This window comes from Desulfobaccales bacterium (assembly GCA_041648175.1).
GTDB lineage: Bacteria > Desulfobacterota > Desulfobaccia > Desulfobaccales > 0-14-0-80-60-11 > 0-14-0-80-60-11.
The window spans coordinates 105,142-124,562 of record JBAZPO010000006.1; the positions used below are offsets into that span (position 1 = coordinate 105,142).

The window sequence follows — 19,421 nt, forward strand, 5'->3', positions numbered from 1 at the left end:
GGAAGCCGGCCAGCTCGGAAATGATCTACGGAAGCCGCAGAGTTACCGCGCGGCTGGCTTGGAGCCTTCCTTCAACATTTTCTGGGCCTCTTTGGCTTCGGGACTGTTTGGATAAGCCTTGACCAATTTTCTTAACGTGTCCCGATACGTACTCATTTGCTGCTGGTTTTTGTAGCACAGGGCCTGGCGCAGGAGACCCGCAGGGGCCAGGATGCTCTTGGGGAACTGCGTCCGCAACTTATTAAACTCCACCCCGGCTTCCCGGTACTTGGCATCCTGGTAGAAGCTGTCCGCCAGGTAATAACGTGCTTCCGGAGCCCTGGGGCCCTTGGGCTGGCTCTTCAAATAATCATTAAACTGGGTCCGGGCCTCGCCGAATTTCTTGGCGTGATACTGGCGCATGCCCTCGGTGTAGTGCTTCTCCGCCGCAGCGCCGGAAACTGCCGGTTTGGCCGTGGCTTTGGGATAGGCCGGGGTGGAGGGCGCCGGGACGGCATGCGGCTTGGCCGCCGGTGCTGCCGGGTGGGCTTCCAGTTGAGCTACCCGGCTCTCCAACTGCTGCACCTGACTTTGCAAGTTTTGGACCTGCTGTGCCAGGTCTGGGGCGGGAGCCGGGGCCTGGCCCGGCGCCGCGGTGCCCGCCGGGGTCTCGGCCGGCACCGGCGGCATGGACGTGCGCATGCCGGGCATGGTGCCACAGGCCATCGGGAGCACTAAAAGGGTTACCGCCGCCAGATACCGGATCACACCTGCCTGCCTCATGTCTCGTCCTCCTGGACCATTAAATATCGCCTGACCGCTGCACGGGCGACTCCGTGGCGGCCGCCCGGCGCCCACCATCACCCTAACTTATTTGCCTAAATGTTTCATAATATTATCTTGAGGGCTTGATTGTCAAGGACACCTTACGGCTGGTAATGTCTTGCTTTCTCTATGCCTGAGGATAAATGTCGAAACAGCCCAGGCTGACAGCCAGGCAGGACCGGGGTTTTCTGGAGATTAATATAGTTTACAATAATGTCTTACCATAGCGAGGTGATTCAAAGTAAAGCCGGGGATTACCGGGTTGCTGTCGGCAAGTACGGCTTTGACGCGGCCATCGCAGAATTAAAGAAAGGCGTCGATAACAAAATTTTCCCAACAGATGCCTGGATCATCAGTCAGGAAAGGGTACTCCAGTAATTGCCGTTCCCCGGTGGAGCTGCCTTCCAGCGAATCCGGGGGGCGAAGGCGTCCCGGTCAGGATAACCCCAATAATTTAGTTGCAAGGCTCTAATCCTATATAAACTTAATCCCCCTTTTTCAAAGGGGGACTTTTTACCCCCTCCCCTTAAGGCTAGCCGGTTTCAGGCACGAAGGTTCGGCCGGCACCTAACTTCTTTGAAGTTATCTTTATGAGCGCAACCCGGTATGAGAGATCAATGGCCAGGAGGAAGCAGTTTCGAGCCCGGTGAATTTGAGCCGAGGCGACGGGACTTACCCGGAACCGGAAGCAACGAACCTAAGATATTGTTTAAATTTAATCAATAGGTTACCTAGGATTTTTGCATGCTCTATGACTTATCTAAAAAGAATTGTGTTTAAGAGGTTTTCTGCTATATACTGGCCTTAAGGATGCCCGGAGAAGCTGGTTATCTTATTGATTTGATTAATTAATTTATTATCAATTGAGAAAGGAGGAGGCGGGGGTTCGAAGATTGTATCTTTTTTAATTTAATAATTTAGTGAAACCCATGGCGTCCTGAAAATTAAGTAACCGAGAGGAGGGGGGTTTACATGAATGCTTTGACCCTGGTTTTCGTGGCATTGTGCGTCTTTACCATAGCCTACCGGTTTTACGGCCTGTTCATCGCCAAAAGGGTCCTGGAGCTGAAAGTCGAAAGGCTGACGCCGGCGGTGAAATTGGCCGATGGCCACGATTATGTCAAGACCAATAAATTCGTCCTGTTTGGACACCATTTTGCGGCCATCGCCGCGGCCGGGCCACTCTTGGGACCGGTCCTGGCCGCCCAGTTCGGTTATCTGCCCGGGGCGCTGTGGATTATTATCGGCTGTGTCCTGGCCGGGGCCGTGCACGACATGGTCATCCTCTTTGCGTCAGTCCGGCATAAGGGGCAAAGTCTGGCGAACATTGCCTCCAAAGAAATCAATCCTACCATCGGCGGCGTGGCCTCCGTGGCCGTCCTCTTTATCCTGATCCTCACCCTGGCGGGCCTGTCCATCGCGGTGGTCAACGCCATGTTCTCCAGTCCTTGGGCCACCTTCACGGTATTTTCCACTATGCCTATTGCCATTTTAATGGGGATTTATCTGCATGTCTGGCGGCATGACGATGTCCTGGGGGCAAGCATTCTCGGCGTTGTGCTGCTGACCATCGCAGTCATCGCCGGTCCTTATATCGTAGCCAATCCCACTTTGGCCTCCTGGTTCACCCTATCCAAAAATCAACTCGCCGTCATTATTCCTATATACGGTTTTATAGCCTCGGTCCTGCCGGTCTGGCTGCTCCTCTGTCCCCGGGATTACCTGTCCACCTATCTGAAGGTGGGCACCATTGTCATGCTGGCCGTCGGCATCGGGTTTATGCGGCCGACGCTGTTAATGGAGCCCATCACCAAGTTTGTCAGCGGTGGCGGCCCCATCATTCCCGGTGCAGTCTTCCCCTTTGTCTTCATTACCATTGCCTGCGGCGCCATATCCGGATTCCACGCTATCATCGGGACCGGCACCACCCCCAAGATGATAGGCAATGAACGGGACGTCTTGTTCATCGGCTACGGCGGCATGTTGCTGGAAGGCTTTGTGGCCATCATGGCCCTGATTGCCGCCTGTGTGCTGGTGCCCGCCGATTACTTCGCCATTAACTCCCTGCCCGCAGTCTTTGCCAAACTTGGCATGAACACGGTGCATCTCAATGATCTGGCCAAAGAGGTGGGGGAAACCATTCAAGGCCGGCCCGGCGGCGCGGTTTCTTTGGCCGTCGGCATGGCCTATATCTTTGACGGCATCCCGGTTCTGAAAGGCTTAATGGCTTACTGGTATCACTTCGCCATCATGTTTGAGGCCGTGTTTATCCTCACCGCGGTGGATACCGGCACCCGGGTGGGCCGTTTCTTCCTCCAGGAAATGATCGGCGCCTACATCCCCAAGTTCTCCGAGAAAAGATGGGTCCCGGGCATTGTCATCACCAGCGCCATCTTTACCTTCTGTTGGGGCTATCTGGTCTATACCGGCAATATCTCCACCATCTGGCCGCTATTCGGCATGAGCAACCAGCTCCTGGCCTCCAGCGCCCTCATCATCGGCACCACCATGCTTATGCGGCTGAACAAGGTCAAATACGCCTGGATTACCGCAATTCCCGGTGTGCTCTTGGCCTTTATCACCATGTATGCCGGCTACCTGAATATATTTGACAATTTCCTCCCCAAGAAGCTGTATCTGCTCAGCGCCATGTCTATAATCGTTATGGTTCTCATGCTCATTGTGTTTGTGGGAGCCATCAAGAAGTGGCTTGAGCTGCTGCAGATCAAAACCACGGTGCGGGATGCATACGGTGAACCGGTATTGGAGATCGTGCCGGAATAAACCCCGGGATCGGTTATTAAAATAAGTTGTGCAGTGTGGTTCCCCGACAAGGAGGCAATCATGTTCAAAAAGATATTGGTGCCACTGGATGGCTCGGACCTGGCGGCCCAAATAATCCCCCAGGTTGAGACGCTGGCCAAACATGCCAATGCCCAGGTGACGCTGTTGTCCGTGGGCTCTTCAAATATCTGCGCCATCGGCGGCGCCGGGGAGGCAGCACCGTGCCCTGAGACGCCTTTGGCCAACCAGTTGGAGCAGATCACCGCGAGACTAAAGGCCGCGGGCCTTGAGGCCAATTGGATCTATAAACTGGGCCGCCATCCGGCCCAGGAGATTGTGGCCTATGCGGAGGAAAACCAGGTGGACTTGATCGCCCTGGCTTCCCACGGAGCCGGCGAGGTCGCCTGGGTCTTGGGGAGTGTGGCCAAGCGGGTCATGGATCACGCCCCTGTGTCCGTGTTGCTGCTGCGGGTGGCGGAAATCGAACCTCCCACGCTCAAAAGCGAGATGTTTTATTCCATGCAGACGCCGTAAGCTCTAAGCTCTCTGCGTTCTTTTGCGCCTCTGCGGTGAAAAAATTAACCGCAGAGACGCTGAGGGCGCAGAGCAAGCCGCACCATGAGGGACGAAATCGATGAATTTAGCCGAACTGCGAGAAGTTGCTAAAGACAAATTAAAGGGGTATTGCCGGGTCTGTCCGGTCTGCAACGGTCGGGCCTGCGCCGGCGAAGTGCCCGGCATGGGCGGAGCCGGGACCGGGAGCGCCTTTGCGGCCAATCTGGAGGCCTTGGCCCGGTATCGCTTGAATATGCGGACCTTGCACGATGTCAAGGAGCCGGACACTTCCTTTACCCTGTGGGGGGAAAAGCTGTCCATGCCCATCTTGGCCGCGCCCATGACCGGGGTCTCCTACAATATGGGCGGCAAGATTTCGGAGGAGGGGTTCCTTCAGGAGATTGTGGCGGGAGCGCTAATCGCCGGCACCCTGGGCATGTCCGGCGACGGCGCCGACCCGGAGATGTATGCCGGCGGCCTGAAAGCCATTGCCGATCATCACGGCAAAGGCATTCCCATCACCAAACCCCGGGCCCAGGCTGAGGCCATTAAGTACCTCAAGGCCGCGGCGGAGGCGGGGGTTCTGGGAGTGGGCGTGGATATCGACGGGGCCGGCTTAATTACCATGGCCCTCAAGGGTCAACCCGTCGGTCCCAAAAGCTTTGACGAAATCAAGGAACTGATCGCATCAACAAAGCTGCCCTTTCTGGTCAAGGGGATCATGACCCCGGAGGAAGCCGAACTTGCCCTGGCGGCCGGGGCCGCGGCGATCGTGGTTTCGAACCACGGTGGGCGGGTTCTGGATAGCACCCCGGGGGCGGCTGAAGTATTGCCCGCCATCGCCGACCGGGTCAAAGGCAGGGTGCTGATTTTTGCCGACGGCGGCGTGCGCTCCGGCAGCGATGTCCTTAAGCTCCTGGCCTTGGGGGCTGATTTGGTCCTCGTGGGCCGGCCCCTGGTTATCGGCGTCATGGGTGGCGGCCGGGAAGGTGTGGCCTTATTGCTCAATAAAATGAAGAGCGAACTCATCCAGGCCATGTTGCTAACCGGTGCCGCGGACGTGAAAAATGTGCCCCGGGCGATTCTGTATGGCAGTTAACTATAAGGGATCTCACCGAAATCTTCCCGGTCTTTCCAGGTCCGGGTGAGATGGCTCAAAGGAATGATCAGAACATAATAAGGGATCAGGTACAGCGCGGCCACAACCGAAGTCAACGGATCGTTGAAATAGCTCCCTAAGACGATGACCAGGACGTTGTTGATCCAGCCCAGGGCCCCGGCAGCCGCCACCCGTTCGGTTGGTAGGCTGGACTTAAACAGGATCAGCCCGGTGCCGGCCATTAACACCCCTAAGCCGGTGCCCACCAGCACCGCAACCACTACCTTATGCTGGTGCGCCCGCAAGAACGGCGCATAAAGACCAAAGGCGCCCAGGTTCATGGCCACAAAGAGAATCAAGGATATGGCGTAAGAGTGCCTCTCCATCCAATCCGACGCCCTCGGTAACCAGCGCCGGAAAAACAGGGAGGCTAAGAGCGGCACAAAGATCAAGGTCATCATGAATTTGGCCAGGCCGAACAGGTCAAAATGGATTTCCCGGCCCACCAGGAATTCGACGATCAGCGGCAGGGTCAGGGGCAGCAATAACGTGGTAACCACAGTCATGGCCAAGACCAGGGGAATGTCCGCCCCCACCAGCCCGGAAAAAAAGGCGGCCGACAAACCGGTGGAGGCCCCGGCCAGTAAGAGCAGACCCAAGGCATAGTCCGGGATGAATTTTATGGCTAGGAGATAAACGATAAAGGGCAGAATGATCAACTTGATCAGGACTAACAGGGTCATCTTGACGGGATAGCGCCGCAGGGTGTGCCAAATGGCCGGCGGGTACACCTTCAGGAAGGCCAGAAAGAGCAGGCCCATTAGGGTCCACGACAGGAAGGGACCTAAAGAGCTGGTCACCCTGGGCCAGGCCACCCCGGCTGCCATGCTGCCGAAGACCACGGCCAGCAGAATGATATCTTTAATTCTGATCATGAATTGGTGAGGACTTGATTATTTTACGCCCGACTTGGCATGAGTAAGGAAGATATCATGTTTCCCCATATCCTGCCGCTATCGCCAGGCAATTTCAGGAAAATCACTCAAAGCAATTTTAGGCAAAATAGTGCCGAGGTGACCGCGTGAAGAAACTTGGCGTCATGACCGGTGCGCTTATGTGCGCCATCCTCGTCGCCTGGCTGGCTTGGCCGGGAATGACGGTTTTGCAGATTCAAGACCACGGCAAGGAGATCCGAGTGCAAGCCGGGGAAGTTATCGAGCTTGCCTTGAAAGAGCAGGCAGGCACCGGCTACACCTGGGAGTTTAATAAGCTTGATGAAAAACATTTCCAGGTCGTGCGCACCGAAACCAGGCGCCTGGCTCCCCAGCCTCCGGTGGGAGGACCGGTGCTTAAAGTTTGGCAATTGCAGATCAAAGCACCGGGGGAAGCCAGGCTCAGCCTGGATTATCTGCGGCCCTGGGAAGGCCGGGCCAAGGCCGTGGAACATTTCGAAGTTATGGTCCACATACGATAAAGCCGAACCAGACCGGCACCGTGGCCTTTTTTACCAATCTCTTTGATGAACCCGGAACACCAGGAGTGGAGCCATTTCCGAGGCACTGGCAGCAACCAGGATCACACCCGTTGTCGTAGACCGGTTCCGGCAGCAAATTTACCGGTTCTTTGCTGACCACGGCCGCCAAATGCCTTGGCGGGAGACCTCTGACCCTTATCACATTCTCGTCTCCGAAATCATGCTGCAGCAAACCCAGGTGGAGCGGGTGGCCCTCAAGTATGAGCCCTTCATCACCGCCTTCCCTGACGTCCTGTCGCTGGCCCAAGCCCCGCTGCGAGAGATCATGGCCAGGTGGCAAGGGCTGGGCTACAACCGCCGCGCCCTGGCTTTGCAGCGCCTCGCCCAACGGTTGGTGACCGAGTTTCAGGGGCGGCTGCCAAACTCGGTCGAGATCCTCCGGACGCTGCCCGGCATCGGCGCGGCCACCGCAGGCGCGGTGGCCGCCTTTGCCTTCAACCAACCGGTGGTGTTCATCGAAACCAACATCCGCCGGGTCTTTCTGCACTGCTTTTTTGGGGACCAAAACGGCATCCGGGATAACGAGATTCTGCCCCTGGTGGACCAAACCCTGGACCGGGCCCGGCCGCGCCCCTGGTACTATGCCCTCATGGACTACGGGGCCATGCTCAAGCGCGCCGTCCCCAACCCCAACCGCGCGAGTGCCCACTACCAGCGGCAATCCGCGTTTGCCGATTCCGACCGGCAAATTCGGGGGTTGATCTTAAAGACCATGCTGGAGTCCCCGGCTCTCTCTGTAAAGGAGCTGGTGCGGGCCGTGGGGAAAAGCCCGGAGCGGACGCGCCCTCTCATCGAGGCCTTAATCCACGAGGGCTTCCTGCAGCAGTCGGGAACCCGTCTGAGGATCGCCTCCGGAATGGGGCCTGGCGTGGAGCCAAAAAAAACGGGCGATGTTTAACAGCGCCCGCAACTCGCAGTCCATCCGGTTGCTGCCGGATCAAAATTTGGGATAGATTCTTTTTAGGCCGTGGTCCGGGTAACAAATAGTGGCGCCGGGAATTTTCGGATATATATTATGATGAATTTTGCAGCAATCCATACCAAGGAGATGTACATGAAAACTAAGACTACGGTGGGTCCGGCGAGGATCTGGCTGGCGCTTATAGTGGCTCTGGCTTTAACAGCAGCGGCCTCTGCGGGATGGGCCGCGAGCGCCCCGGACTTCACCTTAAAAGCCGTGCAGGACGGCAAAGATTACAGCCTCAGCCAGTTCAAGGGCAAGGTGGTGCTGCTTAATTTCTTCACCTTCTTTTGTGGTCCGTGCCGGCAAGAGATGCCGCATCTGAGTCAGATAGACCAGGAATTAAAGGGGCAAGGCTTTCAGACCCTGGGAATCGCCCTGTCCTCCACTCCTGAACAGCTCAAACAACTTATCTCGCAGTTGGGCCTTAAGTACCCGGTGTTGGAAGGCAATGACGCGGTGAGCAAGGCCTACGGCGGTATCGAGTTGGTGCCTATGACCTTTATCATTGACAAGCAGGGGAATATTGCCCAAAAAATCCTGGGAGCCCGGAGCAAAGAGGAATTTGTGAAAATGATTAAACCTCTGCTCTAAACCAAAAACGGCCCACCCGGGGGTAGAGTCGCACCTCGATTCTACCCCCAGCGGCAGTCAAAAGTCCTTGAGGCGGCGTCATCTCTTAGCTTGATCCAGCAATGCCAGGCAACGAAAACCGCACGCTTACCCCAAGCGTGGGTCCATACTGCCGCTCCCGCCGCAATCCGGCAAATAGCAACTCACGTCTTTGAATTCGCAGGCTTCTTTGCACTCGGGGCAGACCTTGGGCGGCTGGGGTTCCGTGAGGGTATAGCCGCACTTGGTGCATTTCCAGTAGGTTTTGGGTTGGGTGTCGTCCATGGATTTGATCTCCTGTGGTAGGCCCGGTGCACCGGGCTAATCTTTGGGTAAGTGCAGCTACTTGGCGCACTTAACCGGTTGTTCCTTCGCCGAGCCGGGACCGGCCAGGGGTTTAAACATGGATTTGCCCGCGCCGCAGCAGGGACACTTCCAATCATCAGGCAGGTCCTCAAATTTGGTGCCCTTGGGGATCTTGCCCTTCTTGTCACCATGGGCCGGGTCGTAAATATACCCGCAGTTAGACGTTTGGCACTGCCACATCTCTTCAGGGTTGGACATTTCAACCTCCGTCCTGGATGCATCCTTCACAATTTTTTATCATTTTCGCCGTGATGAGAAAGCTGTCATCAGAACAGCCTTGCCGGAAAGGGGGTACGCGGGTAACCCTACCCCCTTTGACTGGCGGTTCGGCCAGACTAAGGCTTAGTCCATCTCTTGCATTTTCTTGCCGCAACATTCCGGGGCAGGCGCCTCAGCCGGGGCCTCTTTGGAGGTATTGCATTGGTAACAGACGTAGCTCTTCTTTTCAGCCTCAGGGGCTGGGGCAGCCTTCTCTGCGCCTTTATGCTTGCAACCGCAGCTACAACCACTCATGAACTTTCTCCTTTTTCCTCAGGTTTTAGGGATATCCCTGCTTCCCAGGGACCCAAGACTCTCGTCTTGGGGTGGTCCTTAAATTTTAAAGATAATATTTATTTTACAGTAATCATTATTGGTTCAATGGCAAGGGGTCTGGCAAATTTTTCCGGAGTCCAGTCTTTAAGATGAAGGCCCAAAAAAGGGGTCCCCATAATTGACAAGATTATTATTATTATTAACTTGTTGATATCTGATAATAAGCATATTTTGTTGGATATTTTTTAGAATTATTAGCGGAGTTGAATTATGTTTAAAGAATTCAAAGAGTTCGCCATGCACGGCAGCGTCGTGGACATGGCCGTGGGCATCATCATCGGAGCGGCCTTCGGAGCCGTGGTCAAGTCCCTGGTGGCCGATATCATCATGCCGCCCATCGGCCTGCTCCTGGGCAATGTGGATTTCACCAACCTGTTCATCCTCCTGAAGGCCGGAAAGGTGGCGGGCCCCTATGCCTCCCTGGCCGCGGCCCAAACCGCGGGGGCAGTCACCCTCAATATCGGGATGTTCATCAACACTATCGTCAGTTTTGTTATCGTGGCCTATGCCGTATTCCTGGTCATCCGGGGAATTAACCGGCTGCAACGGGCCCCGGAAGCGCCTCCGGCCGCTGCCACTAAGGAGTGCCCCCATTGCGCCTCGGAGATCCCCCTCAAGGCCACCCGGTGCCCCCATTGCACCTCGGAATTGGGGGCCGCCTCGGCCTGACGAAATTGCCGCTTAAGGAGTAACTTCCATGTCTTCCATAAGAGAGAGTTATTGCGGTCTCTGTGAGCAGTGTCAGTTGGGCAGCCCGGATTTTCAGGAAGCCGTGGGCAAGGTTAAGACCTATATGGACCAGTTACCGGTGCACTGGCAGCGGCAGTGTATTAACGAAGCGCAGGACTTTCCTTTGTTGGAGTTCCGCCAGGGGCTGGACTGGTTTTCAGGTAGGGTTGACTGTCCCGGCTGCAAGGACATGGGCGGTCTGGAGCACTGCGGCATCCGTGACTGTGCCACAGAACGTCAGCATGACTACTGCTATGAATGTCTGGACCACGACTCCTGCAGGCACCTAATCTTTGTTTAAGGGTTCCCGGCTGAGTCACAGGATGCTTGCCTCCACCTTCAGAGGTTGGCGCGGAGGTATGTGAAACCTCCGGGCCGGCCCTGGATTCTTGGATATTTCTCCTTATCTTTATCAAAAGCCTAGAGCCACTTTCACAAAAGATCCCGCGCCTTGTAAAATCTTAGGCGCTAAGGAGAGAATTCGTGGATGAACCTCGCCGTGTCACCCCGCAAGAGATCTATCCAAAAGTCCAGTCAGGAGAAACCCTCCTGGTCTGCGCTTATGACGATGACGCCAAATTCCGGCGCCTTCGACTGGAGGGCGCCATCTCTTTGCCTGAATTCAAGTCCCTCGTTCCTTCCCTGCCTAAAAACGGGGAAATCGTATTCTATTGCGCCTGACCCAATGAAAACAGTGCGGCCGGTCAGGCAGCCGGGTTAATCGAGATGGGCTATCTAAACGCTAAGGCGCTCAAAGGGGGCGTGGAGAGCTGGAAACAAGCGGGTTACGCCTTGGTGGGTGAGAAGTAGGAGGTACATGATGACATCGCACCGCATTATCCTGATCTCGGGGGTTATCTCGGTAGTATTGGGATTTCTGGCCGGTTTTCTGGGAGGCAGGTTTGCCGCGCCGCCGGCCAGGGAAAAGCCGGTAGCCGCGGTTATCCAGGCCGAACGCTTTCAACTCACGGACTCAAACGGGCGCGCCCGGGGACAATTCGAGGTCGACTCCCAGGGTGTGGCCCGCCTGGTGTTGTCAGGTCAGGATGGAGCGCCCCTGGCGCGTTTAAGTGCAACCCTTCAGGGAAGTACGAGTTTGCAGATGGGCGACGAGGAAAGCCAACGGGGCGTGATAGTCAACACCGAACCCGAGGGCTTGCAGACGATCGCCTTATACTCTGAAGGGAAGTCACGGTTGGCGCTGGAAGTGCAAAAGAACGGCGATCCGGCCATCAACCTGAATGATAAAGGCAAACGGCTTATCACTCTCGGACTCACAATTCAGGGTGACCCGCATCTCACTTTCTACGGGGAAAACCAGAAGGCCGCCCTGGAAGTGATCGGCAAGAAGAATGGTGACCGAAGTCTCACCCTGGCCGGCAAAGACGGCATTCCCCGGGTCGTGCTGGGGTTGAAAATGGACCAGAAAGCCGCGCTGGGGTTGTTTGATCGCCAAGGCAAAACCCGGGCGGCCCTGATGGATGAACCGTCCCTGTTGTTATTAAAAAACGGCAAGGTATTACAGACGTTACCCTAAGGCCGGCTCCCATCGCCTGGGGCCATAATTCGCCGGTAGCACAGGCTTTCCAGCCTGTGGTTATATAGGCTAAAACTACACGGCAAATGAAGGCAGCAAGCCCGTGGCCGCCTGCTGCTTATCTTCGTCCCGAAGGGCCATGACCTGGCGAATCCTCCCGGCATCGTAGACCACCACGGTTTGCGCCAGGGCCGCTACGTCCTCCGGGTCGTGGGTGATGAGGATCACCGGCAGATTAAAGCGCTCTTGCACCCGCAAAAGTTCCTGGCGCATCCTGGCTCTCAGTAAGGCATCGAGGGCCGAAAACGGCTCATCCAGGAGCAGCAGGCTGGGACGGCGGATCAGGGCCCGGGCCAGGGCCACCCGCTGGCGCTGCCCTCCTGACAGATCCCGGGGCAGGCTGTCCCGCATGGGAGCCAGCTCAAAAATTTCCAGCACCTCTTCCAGGCGCAGCCGGTCCGGCCGGCGCAGATTCCAGGGCCAGGCCCTCTTGAGGCCGAAAGCCACATTCTTGGCAACCGTCAAATGGGGAAAGAGGGCGTAATCCTGGAACACATACCCGATATCCCGATGGCGAGCCGGAATCGTGAGGTTTCGGGAGGCATCGAAGAGGACCCGTTCCCCTACCACGATCCGTCCCGCGTCCGGGGTGGTCAGGCCCGCGATGGCTTGCAGGGTGAGGCTTTTTCCCGCACCTGAGGGGCCGAACAGGACGACGACGTCTTGGTCAGAGGCGAAGGAGACTTCCAGATTAAAGACCCGCCGTCCCGTACCCAAACGTTTTTTGATGTCCACCAGGATTTTCATGGGCTTTCCACCGGCCCGGTCTAAGGCTTGCCGAACCCGAACTTGTTAAAGATCTCCTGAGCCGGAGGGCTCAGGACGAAGTCCACAAAACTTTGGGCCAGAGCCTGCTTGCCGCTTGCCGCCACGACGGCCACCGGATAGACAATGGGCTGGTGCCCCTTAACCGCTAACATCGTTTTCACCTTCCCCTTGGCTATGGCGGCATCGGTGGCAAAGACAAACCCGGCGTCCACCTCGCCGCGACCGACATAATCCAGCACCTGGCGCACTGATTCCCCGTAAATAAATTTGGGCTTAAACGTCTCCCACAACCCGGCTTGCGTCAATGCCTCCCGGGTGTAGCGTCCCACCGGCACCGTTTCGGGATTGCCCAGGGCCACCCGTTTGATCTCCGGCGCGGCCAGATCCTTAAGGGCCGTCAGAGGCAAAACGGATTTTTCCGGCGCGATCAGGACCAGGGTGTTGCTCACAAAATCTTTCCGGCTGGCCACAACGATCAGCCCCTTATCGACGGCCTGGTTCATGGTCTTTTGATCCGCGGATGCGAATACGTCCACCGGGGCGCCTTGAGCGATTTGCTGGAGCAAAGGGCCGGACGCGGCAAAATTATAGATAATTTTAGTTTCCGGATGCTGTTTCTCGAAAAGCTTCCCTATTTCCGGGAAAGCATTGGTAAGACTGGCCGCAGCGGAAACAATCAATTCCTGGCCGCCGTAAGCCGGCGCCCCCCAGAGGACCACGGCGCCTAACCAGAGCACGAAGAGCAGCTTAATTTTAGTCATGACTAACCCCTTGATATTACAAGTATCTGATTTTCATCGCCTTTCCAGAGACCAACAGGATGGTCAGGCAGACGATGGAGATGATAATTACGAGGATTGTGGCGCCCGCGTCGTTGCCGGCCTGCATGGCCTCATACACGGCAATGGACAGGGTCTGGGTCTTGCCGGGGAGATTGCCGGCGACCATCAAGGTAGCGCCGAACTCGCCCATGGCCCGGGCGAAGGCCAGCATGGTCCCGGCCAGAATGCCCCGCCAGGCCAGGGGCAGGGATACCCGGAAAAAGACCCCGGCCTCGGAGGCGCCCAGCGTGCGCGCGGCATTTTCCAGATTATGATCCACTCCTTCGAACGCGGCCCGGGCCGTCTTGTAGATCAGGGGCAAAGACACCACCGCCGCGGCCAGGGCCGCGCCTTGCCAGGTAAATATCAAGGAAATGCCAAAGGTTGACTTCAGCCAGTGGCCCAGCCAGCCCTGGTTGCCGATGAGGACGATGAGATAATACCCCAGGACCGTGGGCGGCATGACCAGCGGCAGGGTACACAGCGAGTCCAAGCCCTCCCGGCCCCAAAAGCGGCTCCGGGCCACCAGGAAGGCCAGCATCACCCCCACGACAAACGTCGTCAGGGTCGCCACCCCGGCCACCTTTAACGTCAACCATAACGGGGTCAGATCCACGGCAAAATTCACGCTGCCACTCCATAAAGCTTTAACAAAATTTTATCTAGTAAAGGGGCAAGCTTCATGCCACTAAACCGACTAACCAATTTAACTATTTATATTTTCATGCAAATCTGGTTTTTTGGGTTTATTTCAGGTGGTCTTTCCAAGGCTTAATATTTACAGTTTTGTAATTATTGTGATGAGAGTTGGTGTTATACTTTGCATTATTGTAATTATATAATTGCGCCAATCGCCTTGGACCCAGTGAGAGGCGAATTTTTGCTTTAGAAAATTACTTACCGAAGGGGCACTTGGGGAAGGTGCAGACCTTGCATTCCAGGCAAAAGGCCCCATGGCCCAATTTAGCCAGGTCGCGCCGGCTGGGAAAGAGCCCCGCCAGCAACCGGGGCAGGAGGAGGTCAAAGCTGGTAGTTTTGAAGTACAAGGCGCAGGCCGGCACGCCCATGACCTGGACCGCACCGATCCGGGCTAAAAGCGTCATGGCCCCCGGCAGGATAGGCGCGCCGTAACAGAGGTCGGTGGCGCCCGCATCTATCAGGCCCTGGCGCGTCACGTCATCCGGGTCCACGGACAGGCCCGCGGTGGTCACCAACAGGTCGATTCCCGCGTCCAGGAGATCTTGGGCGCCTTTGCGGATGGCTTCCTTATCGTCGGGCACGATGAGGGATTTCACCACTTGACCCTGCAATTTCTCCACCTTGGCGGTGATGATGGGCGCGAACTTGTCTTCTATCAGCCCTAAAAACACCTCGGTCCCGGTGACCATGATCCCCACCCGGGGCTGCCGCAGCGCCAAAATCTGGAACAACGGTCCATCGCTTAACACCGCCAGGGCTTTCAAAAAGTCGATCCGTGGCAGAAACAGGGGTATGGCCCGGGTCGCAGCCAGGGGGCGGCCCTGCGCCATGAGGGTGTAGCCGGCTCGCGACGCGGCCATGACCCCGGGCACCAGGTTGAAATTTTCCAGGCGCGCCTCATCCACCACCAGCAGACCGTCGTGCGCCGCGACCAGTTTGACTTTGCCTTCCCGGGGGGTATCAGTATGGGTCACGCCTGCCCCGGCCATGGCCCGGGCAAAGGCCAGGGCGGCCTCGTCTTCGTGCACCCACTCCGGTCCCGGACCGTCCTCGCTTATCACATAGAGATGCTGCCGGCCCATGTGCTGCAGCCGGCAGAGGTCACCCACGGTAATGACTTCTCCCTGCTTGACGGCCGCGCCTTTGCTCTCGCCGGGGATGATCCGGGTCATGTCGTGCAGGGCACGGCGGCCCACGGCCTTCTCCGCGGGGATGGCCTGTAGGACCGGGGCCGCCATGGCGCTTTCCGCGTCTTCCAGGTAAGGCGCCTCACCCTGGCAGGCCCGGCAGATACCCCCATCTTTGGCCGGATAGGCCTCCCGGCACAAGGGGCAGATGACCATGCCCCCCCGGTGCCGCCGGGTAAGGAAATGCGGGCGAATTTGCATGGTGCGCCAGCTCAGGATCCGGGGCCCGGCTTCCCGAATCTGGGCCATAAGCAGGTCTTTATCCTGCTCGGGCTTGGGTTTGAGTTTGAGATACCAGCTATTGATTTCAGGCCAATCCGCCACTTTGGCGGCATCCATCCAGACCCGCACCCCGGACCCCTCGAACTTATCATAGAGGTTGACGGCAAACCGCCCCAGGTTGACCACTTTGAGCCAACCGTTGCCGATGGTGCACGGGGTAAGGAGTTGCACCGCGTCCGGGAGGCAGGCCCTGGTCTCACTGATGGCATCGAAGAGCACGCCGTCCGGAAGCCGGCGCATGCCCAAGTCCACCATGAAACCGCCGATAATCAGTCCCGGGGCGATATGGCCATGGAAGGACTTGACCAGTTGAAGGTACTCATCATAGGAATAGGAACCGATATTCATAGGATTTTAGTATCGCGCAATTCGAATTAAAATGGGTTACCCCCACCCAACCTTGTGGGTGGGGGCTATGTAAATGACTCCCCGCAATTGGTCGGGAGCTTCAGATTTTCTCGATCTGCACCGCGCAGGCCTTGTATTCGGCCGTCTGGGAGACCGGGTCGAATACCGGATTGGTGAGCCAGTTGGCGCAAGCCTCCCGGAAATGGAAGGCCATCCACACCATGCCTTGCGGCACTTCCTTGGTAACTTTGGCTTTCACCTGGACTTCGCCGCGCCGAGATTTGACTTTGATCCTCTCGTCGTGTTTGATGTCTAATCTGGCCGCGTCCACCGGAGAGATATCCGCGGTTTCTTCCCCCAGGATATCGTTCAGCCCCAGGCAGCGGCCGGTTTGGGTCCGACTGTGGTATTGGTAAAGCCTGCGGCCGGTGCTGAGGACAAAAGGAAATTCCGTATCCGGCACTTCGGCCGGCGGGGTCCAGTCTATCGGGGTGAAGCGGCCCTGGCCGCAGGTAAAACACCCATCTTTGTGCAGAGTGCAGGTGCCCGGATGCTCGCAGTTAGGCACCGGCCATTGCAGGCCGTCCCCCTCGATGCGGTAGTACTTTACCCCTACCAGGGAGGGCGCCAAATGGGAGACTTCGTTATCCCAAAGTTCCTGACCGCTGCTGGAGGCCCACTCGTGGCCCAGACGTTTGGCCAGCTCTTTAAAGATCCACCAGTTGGGCTTGGCCTGGCCCGGAGGTTCGGATACCTTGCGCACCCGGCTGACCCGGCGTTCACTGTTGCTAAAGGTGCCGTCGTCTTCGCTCCAGGCCGCGGCCGGGAAAATGACGTCGGCAAACCGGGTGGTCTCAGTGGGGAAGATATCATGACAGACCATGAATTCCGCCGATTCCAGACAGTGTTCCACGTGACGGATGTCAGGCTCGGTATTGGCCAGGTTTTCCCCGAACACATAGAAGAACTTCACCTTCCCATCCACCAGGCCATCCATCATCTGGGGCATCATCATACCGTTCTTTTCGGGCAGCTTCTTTATACCCCAGGCGGCCTCGAACTTGGCCCGGGCCGCGGGGTCCTCCACCTTCTGGTAGCCTGGGAAGACATTGGGCAGCGCCCCCATATCGCAGGCGCCCTGCACGTTGTTCTGGCCGCGCAGCGGGTTAACCCCGCCGCATTCAAAACCGACATTCCCTAAAACCATCTGCAGGTTGGCACAACTCATGACGTTGTTGACCCCGCAGGTGTGCTCGGTAATCCCCAGGGTATAGATGAGCATCGCCGGTTTGACCGAAGCCAGCCGACGGGCCACCGCTTCCAGCATCTCCACGCTGATGCCGGCGATGGCCGCAGCCCGCTCCGGCGGGTACTCCATGACCTTGGCCTTCAGGGCCTCGAAGCCCGTGCAGCACGATTCAATATACTTTTGGTCCTGGAGGTTCTCCCTGATGATAATGTGCATCAGCCCGTTGAGATAGGCGATATCGGACCCTACCTTGAGGGGCACGTGAATATCGGCGAATTCGGCCAGCTTGGTGCGCCGGGGATCGCTGACGATGAGGCCTGCGCCATTGAGCACCGCATTTTTGAGAAACGTCGCGGCTACCGGATGAGCCTCGGTCATATTCGAGCCAATCACAAAAAACATTTTGGCCTTCGCAAAATCGGCGAAGGAGTTAGTCATCGCTCCAGAACCAAATGAGGTCGCCAGCCCGGCGACAGTAGGAGCGTGTCAGGTACGGGCGCAGTGATCGATGTTGTTCGTCCCGATCACGGCGCGGAATAATTTTTGCATTTGATAGGAATCTTCGTTGATACTCCGGGCGCAACTGACGCCCGCGACCGAGTCCGGGCCGTGCTGGGCGATGGTCTCCTTGAGCTTTCCCGCCACCAGGTCCAGGGCCTCGTCCCAGGAGGCTTCCCGGAACTCGCCGTCGGTTTTGATCAGTGGCATGGTAAGCCGTTCCGGGGAGTAGATGAAGTCATAGCCGAAGCGGCCTTTGACACAGAGCCGTCCCTTATTGGGGGCCGCCCCTTCTACGCCGGTGACCTTGACGATTTTGCCGTTTTTGACATGGAGCAACTGCTGGCAGCCCACCCCACAATAAGGACAGGTGGTGCGGACCTGCCGCGTTTCCCATGATCTGGCCAGACCCAGAGCTTTCAACTCTAAAAGCGCGCCTGTCGGGCAGGACTGCACGCACTCACCGCAAAAGACGCAGTCGGAATCGCTATAGGCGTGGTCCGAACGAGTGACAATCTTATTGTGCGGTCCCCGGTAGCCGATGCTGATGGCCTGATTCACCTGCTTCTCATTGCAGGCCCGCACACAGCGGCCGCACATAATGCATTTGGCAAAATCCCGGCGGATCAGATGCTTATTATCTTCAAGATTATACGGGGTGTCCGGCGGGTTGGCGAAGCTCGGCGTCGGCACCTGATAGCGGTACGCCAGGGCCTGCAACTCACACACGCCATTGGCCTCGCAGACCAGGCAGTTGTGGTTGCCGGAGGCCAGCAACAGTTCGAGCACCATCTTGCGGGCCGCGTCTACCTGATTGGATTCGGTGTGAATCACCATCCCGGGCGCAGCCTGGGTGGCGCAGGCCGGCAACAGGGTCCGGGCTCCCTCCACCTCCACCACGCACATACGGCATGAGCCGGTGGCCGTCGTGTCCTTGAGGTAACAGAGCGTGGGAATGGTATAGATACCTGATCCTCGAGCTACTTCCAAAATGGTCTGCCCGGGTTGGAATTCCGTGGGCTTCCCGTCAATGGTTAAGGCGGGCTTACTCATGTGTCCTTCAACCTCCATCTCAGATTGGACGAAATCTCCAGTGGCCATTTGCTATTCTTTAAAAAGAATACCGCTCAAACTGAATGCTTGGCTTGCCTAATCGACTTTACGCCAAAGCGTTATTCTATATAGAGAATAGCGCTTGGATAAATATATAATGCCAAACTTCGGTTACCACCAAATCTTGACATTACTGATCGATTATCTCAAATAAGGGGTATTTTCTAAAGAGAATAGCGTACTACGGATCCAAAACCAACCTTTTTTCATGCCGCGCCGCATTATTTTTCACCTGGAAATTAGCTGTTCAACCCGGTCCCGAGTCGGCTCACTTTTTTGGTTTCTCTAGAACATCATAGACCCAGCTCAAGGCCGCGGACGTCCGGGGAAAGCCGATAGTGCTGGTCAAGAGGATAATGGCGTGATAGATCTCCTCCGGGGTGGCGCCCGCGTTCAAGGCCCTTCTGACGTGGCTGTGCACCGAACCCTCTGCATGAGCAGTCGCGGCGGCAGCCAGTTGAACCAGGTGGGCGGTCTTGTCGTCCAACGGTCCTTCCTGGCGCACCACCTCACCCAGGTTCTCCAACGCCTGAATAAATTTGCCGTGTTTTGTCCGGATGAGCGAGTACCAGCCGGGGTACTTTTCTTCAGACATGATTTTTCCTCCAGGGGCTCTTAAGCAGGGTTTTTCACAGACTTGGCCTTATGATGTGCACCTTGCCCGCTCATGTCAAGTAACGCCTGTCAGCTTCCGTGATGCCTCTGCATTACCCGGTCATGTCCGGCCGCTCTCTTGTAATTCCCGGATAATATTTTTTCCGGCTGCCGGTCTTTTGCGATTAATTTTTTAAAAATATTAAGATATCCTTAGGTCCATAGCT

Annotated in this window: 22 protein-coding genes; 11 read left to right on the forward strand and 11 right to left on the reverse strand. The window is 56.8% G+C overall.

Features of this window, described 5'->3' with window-relative positions; genetic code table 11:
* Nucleotides 1-42: 42 nt before the first annotated feature.
* A complete protein-coding gene (locus WC600_07665; GenBank protein ID MFA4902608.1) occupies nt 43-762 on the reverse strand; it encodes a tetratricopeptide repeat protein in 720 nt (239 codons plus the stop codon).
* 255 nt (nt 763-1,017) lie between these two features.
* Between WC600_07665 and WC600_07670 the strand changes: the two genes are divergently transcribed.
* The 4 genes from WC600_07670 (at nt 1,018) to WC600_07685 (ending at nt 5,242) form a co-directional block, all read left to right on the forward strand.
* Entirely contained in the window at nt 1,018-1,182 is a 165-nt protein-coding gene (locus tag WC600_07670) for a hypothetical protein (GenBank protein MFA4902609.1), read from the forward strand.
* Between the two features lie 594 nt (nt 1,183-1,776).
* On the forward strand, nt 1,777-3,588 hold the full coding sequence (locus tag WC600_07675; protein MFA4902610.1) for a carbon starvation CstA family protein: 1,812 nt from the start codon (nt 1,777-1,779) through the stop codon (nt 3,586-3,588).
* Between the two features lie 60 nt (nt 3,589-3,648).
* Nucleotides 3,649-4,122 (forward strand): universal stress protein, encoded by a 474-nt coding sequence (locus WC600_07680; GenBank protein ID MFA4902611.1) that lies wholly within the window; start codon nt 3,649-3,651, stop codon nt 4,120-4,122.
* A 100-nt stretch (nt 4,123-4,222) separates the two neighbouring features.
* Nucleotides 4,223-5,242 carry an alpha-hydroxy-acid oxidizing protein gene (locus tag WC600_07685; GenBank protein MFA4902612.1) on the forward strand — a complete coding sequence of 340 codons (1,020 nt, stop codon included), beginning with the start codon at nt 4,223-4,225 and terminating at the stop codon, nt 5,240-5,242.
* Here WC600_07685 and WC600_07690 read toward each other — a convergent pair.
* Complete coding sequence (locus WC600_07690; GenBank protein MFA4902613.1) at nt 5,239-6,177, reverse strand: hypothetical protein; 939 nt, start codon at nt 6,175-6,177, stop codon at nt 5,239-5,241. The genes WC600_07685 and WC600_07690 overlap by 4 nt on opposite strands.
* A 146-nt stretch (nt 6,178-6,323) precedes the next feature.
* On the opposite strand from WC600_07690, the gene WC600_07695 reads away from it, so the two are divergent.
* From WC600_07695 to WC600_07705, 3 genes are all read left to right on the forward strand, one after another.
* Nucleotides 6,324-6,716, forward strand: a complete 393-nt coding sequence (locus WC600_07695) for a protease inhibitor I42 family protein (protein ID MFA4902614.1) — start codon at nt 6,324-6,326, stop codon at nt 6,714-6,716.
* Nucleotides 6,717-6,885: 169 nt separating this feature from the next.
* The gene (locus WC600_07700) at nt 6,886-7,674 is read left to right on the forward strand and encodes an A/G-specific adenine glycosylase (protein MFA4902615.1); all 789 of its coding nucleotides are present in this window, start codon (nt 6,886-6,888) and stop codon (nt 7,672-7,674) included.
* Between the two features lie 156 nt (nt 7,675-7,830).
* Complete coding sequence (locus WC600_07705) at nt 7,831-8,331, forward strand: TlpA disulfide reductase family protein (protein ID MFA4902616.1); 501 nt, start codon at nt 7,831-7,833, stop codon at nt 8,329-8,331.
* A gap of 126 nt (nt 8,332-8,457) precedes the next feature.
* Here the strand turns inward: WC600_07705 and WC600_07710 are convergent, their stop codons facing one another.
* The 3 genes from WC600_07710 to WC600_07720 all read right to left on the reverse strand — a co-directional run bounded on the left by WC600_07710 (nt 8,458) and on the right by WC600_07720 (nt 9,228).
* A complete protein-coding gene (locus tag WC600_07710) occupies nt 8,458-8,634 on the reverse strand; it encodes a hypothetical protein (protein MFA4902617.1) in 177 nt (58 codons plus the stop codon).
* A 57-nt stretch (nt 8,635-8,691) separates the two neighbouring features.
* A complete protein-coding gene (locus tag WC600_07715; protein MFA4902618.1) occupies nt 8,692-8,913 on the reverse strand; it encodes a rubredoxin in 222 nt (73 codons plus the stop codon).
* Nucleotides 8,914-9,057: 144 nt separating this feature from the next.
* Nucleotides 9,058-9,228, reverse strand: a complete 171-nt coding sequence (locus tag WC600_07720; protein MFA4902619.1) for a hypothetical protein — start codon at nt 9,226-9,228, stop codon at nt 9,058-9,060.
* A 291-nt stretch (nt 9,229-9,519) separates the two neighbouring features.
* Between WC600_07720 and mscL the strand changes: the two genes are divergently transcribed.
* From mscL to WC600_07740, 4 genes are all read left to right on the forward strand, one after another.
* The gene (gene mscL / locus WC600_07725; GenBank protein ID MFA4902620.1) at nt 9,520-9,978 is read left to right on the forward strand and encodes a large-conductance mechanosensitive channel protein MscL; all 459 of its coding nucleotides are present in this window, start codon (nt 9,520-9,522) and stop codon (nt 9,976-9,978) included.
* 28 nt (nt 9,979-10,006) lie between these two features.
* Nucleotides 10,007-10,339, forward strand: a complete 333-nt coding sequence (locus WC600_07730) for a DUF3795 domain-containing protein (GenBank protein MFA4902621.1) — start codon at nt 10,007-10,009, stop codon at nt 10,337-10,339.
* Nucleotides 10,340-10,521: 182 nt separating this feature from the next.
* On the forward strand, nt 10,522-10,719 hold the full coding sequence (locus WC600_07735) for a hypothetical protein (protein MFA4902622.1): 198 nt from the start codon (nt 10,522-10,524) through the stop codon (nt 10,717-10,719).
* A 136-nt stretch (nt 10,720-10,855) separates the two neighbouring features.
* Entirely contained in the window at nt 10,856-11,575 is a 720-nt protein-coding gene (locus WC600_07740; GenBank protein ID MFA4902623.1) for a hypothetical protein, read from the forward strand.
* A gap of 75 nt (nt 11,576-11,650) precedes the next feature.
* On the opposite strand, the gene WC600_07745 is transcribed toward WC600_07740, so the two are convergent.
* The 6 genes from WC600_07745 to WC600_07770 all read right to left on the reverse strand — a co-directional run bounded on the left by WC600_07745 (nt 11,651) and on the right by WC600_07770 (nt 19,195).
* Nucleotides 11,651-12,382: an ATP-binding cassette domain-containing protein gene (locus WC600_07745; GenBank protein ID MFA4902624.1), complete on the reverse strand. Its 732-nt coding sequence runs from the start codon at nt 12,380-12,382 to the stop codon at nt 11,651-11,653.
* Nucleotides 12,383-12,402: 20 nt separating this feature from the next.
* Entirely contained in the window at nt 12,403-13,164 is a 762-nt protein-coding gene (modA, locus tag WC600_07750; protein ID MFA4902625.1) for a molybdate ABC transporter substrate-binding protein, read from the reverse strand.
* A 16-nt stretch (nt 13,165-13,180) separates the two neighbouring features.
* A complete protein-coding gene (gene modB / locus WC600_07755) occupies nt 13,181-13,852 on the reverse strand; it encodes a molybdate ABC transporter permease subunit (GenBank protein ID MFA4902626.1) in 672 nt (223 codons plus the stop codon).
* 265 nt (nt 13,853-14,117) lie between these two features.
* Entirely contained in the window at nt 14,118-15,740 is a 1,623-nt protein-coding gene (locus tag WC600_07760) for an FmdE family protein (GenBank protein ID MFA4902627.1), read from the reverse strand.
* 100 nt (nt 15,741-15,840) lie between these two features.
* Nucleotides 15,841-18,540 (reverse strand): formate dehydrogenase subunit alpha, encoded by a 2,700-nt coding sequence (fdhF, locus tag WC600_07765; GenBank protein ID MFA4902628.1) that lies wholly within the window; start codon nt 18,538-18,540, stop codon nt 15,841-15,843.
* Between the two features lie 328 nt (nt 18,541-18,868).
* A complete protein-coding gene (locus WC600_07770) occupies nt 18,869-19,195 on the reverse strand; it encodes a carboxymuconolactone decarboxylase family protein (GenBank protein MFA4902629.1) in 327 nt (108 codons plus the stop codon).
* Between the last annotated feature and the right edge of the window lie 226 nt (nt 19,196-19,421).

Bases quoted from the DNA above. Each gene is read 5' to 3' on its own strand.
- WC600_07665 (MFA4902608.1), bottom strand. From the start codon at position 762: ATGAGGCAGGCAGGTGTGATCCGGTATCTGGCGGCGGTAACCCTTTTA.
- WC600_07670 (MFA4902609.1), top strand. From the start codon at position 1,018: ATGTCTTACCATAGCGAGGTGATTCAAAGTAAAGCCGGGGATTACCGG.
- WC600_07675 (MFA4902610.1), top strand. From the start codon at position 1,777: ATGAATGCTTTGACCCTGGTTTTCGTGGCATTGTGCGTCTTTACCATA.
- WC600_07680 (MFA4902611.1), top strand. From the start codon at position 3,649: ATGTTCAAAAAGATATTGGTGCCACTGGATGGCTCGGACCTGGCGGCC.
- WC600_07685 (MFA4902612.1), top strand. From the start codon at position 4,223: ATGAATTTAGCCGAACTGCGAGAAGTTGCTAAAGACAAATTAAAGGGG.
- WC600_07690 (MFA4902613.1), bottom strand. From the start codon at position 6,177: ATGATCAGAATTAAAGATATCATTCTGCTGGCCGTGGTCTTCGGCAGC.
- WC600_07700 (MFA4902615.1), top strand. From the start codon at position 6,886: ATGCCTTGGCGGGAGACCTCTGACCCTTATCACATTCTCGTCTCCGAA.
- WC600_07705 (MFA4902616.1), top strand. From the start codon at position 7,831: ATGAAAACTAAGACTACGGTGGGTCCGGCGAGGATCTGGCTGGCGCTT.
- WC600_07710 (MFA4902617.1), bottom strand. From the start codon at position 8,634: ATGGACGACACCCAACCCAAAACCTACTGGAAATGCACCAAGTGCGGC.
- WC600_07715 (MFA4902618.1), bottom strand. From the start codon at position 8,913: ATGTCCAACCCTGAAGAGATGTGGCAGTGCCAAACGTCTAACTGCGGG.
- WC600_07720 (MFA4902619.1), bottom strand. From the start codon at position 9,228: ATGAGTGGTTGTAGCTGCGGTTGCAAGCATAAAGGCGCAGAGAAGGCT.
- mscL (MFA4902620.1), top strand. From the start codon at position 9,520: ATGTTTAAAGAATTCAAAGAGTTCGCCATGCACGGCAGCGTCGTGGAC.
- WC600_07730 (MFA4902621.1), top strand. From the start codon at position 10,007: ATGTCTTCCATAAGAGAGAGTTATTGCGGTCTCTGTGAGCAGTGTCAG.
- WC600_07740 (MFA4902623.1), top strand. From the start codon at position 10,856: ATGATGACATCGCACCGCATTATCCTGATCTCGGGGGTTATCTCGGTA.
- WC600_07745 (MFA4902624.1), bottom strand. From the start codon at position 12,382: ATGAAAATCCTGGTGGACATCAAAAAACGTTTGGGTACGGGACGGCGG.
- modA (MFA4902625.1), bottom strand. From the start codon at position 13,164: ATGACTAAAATTAAGCTGCTCTTCGTGCTCTGGTTAGGCGCCGTGGTC.
- WC600_07760 (MFA4902627.1), bottom strand. From the start codon at position 15,740: ATGAATATCGGTTCCTATTCCTATGATGAGTACCTTCAACTGGTCAAG.
- WC600_07770 (MFA4902629.1), bottom strand. From the start codon at position 19,195: ATGTCTGAAGAAAAGTACCCCGGCTGGTACTCGCTCATCCGGACAAAA.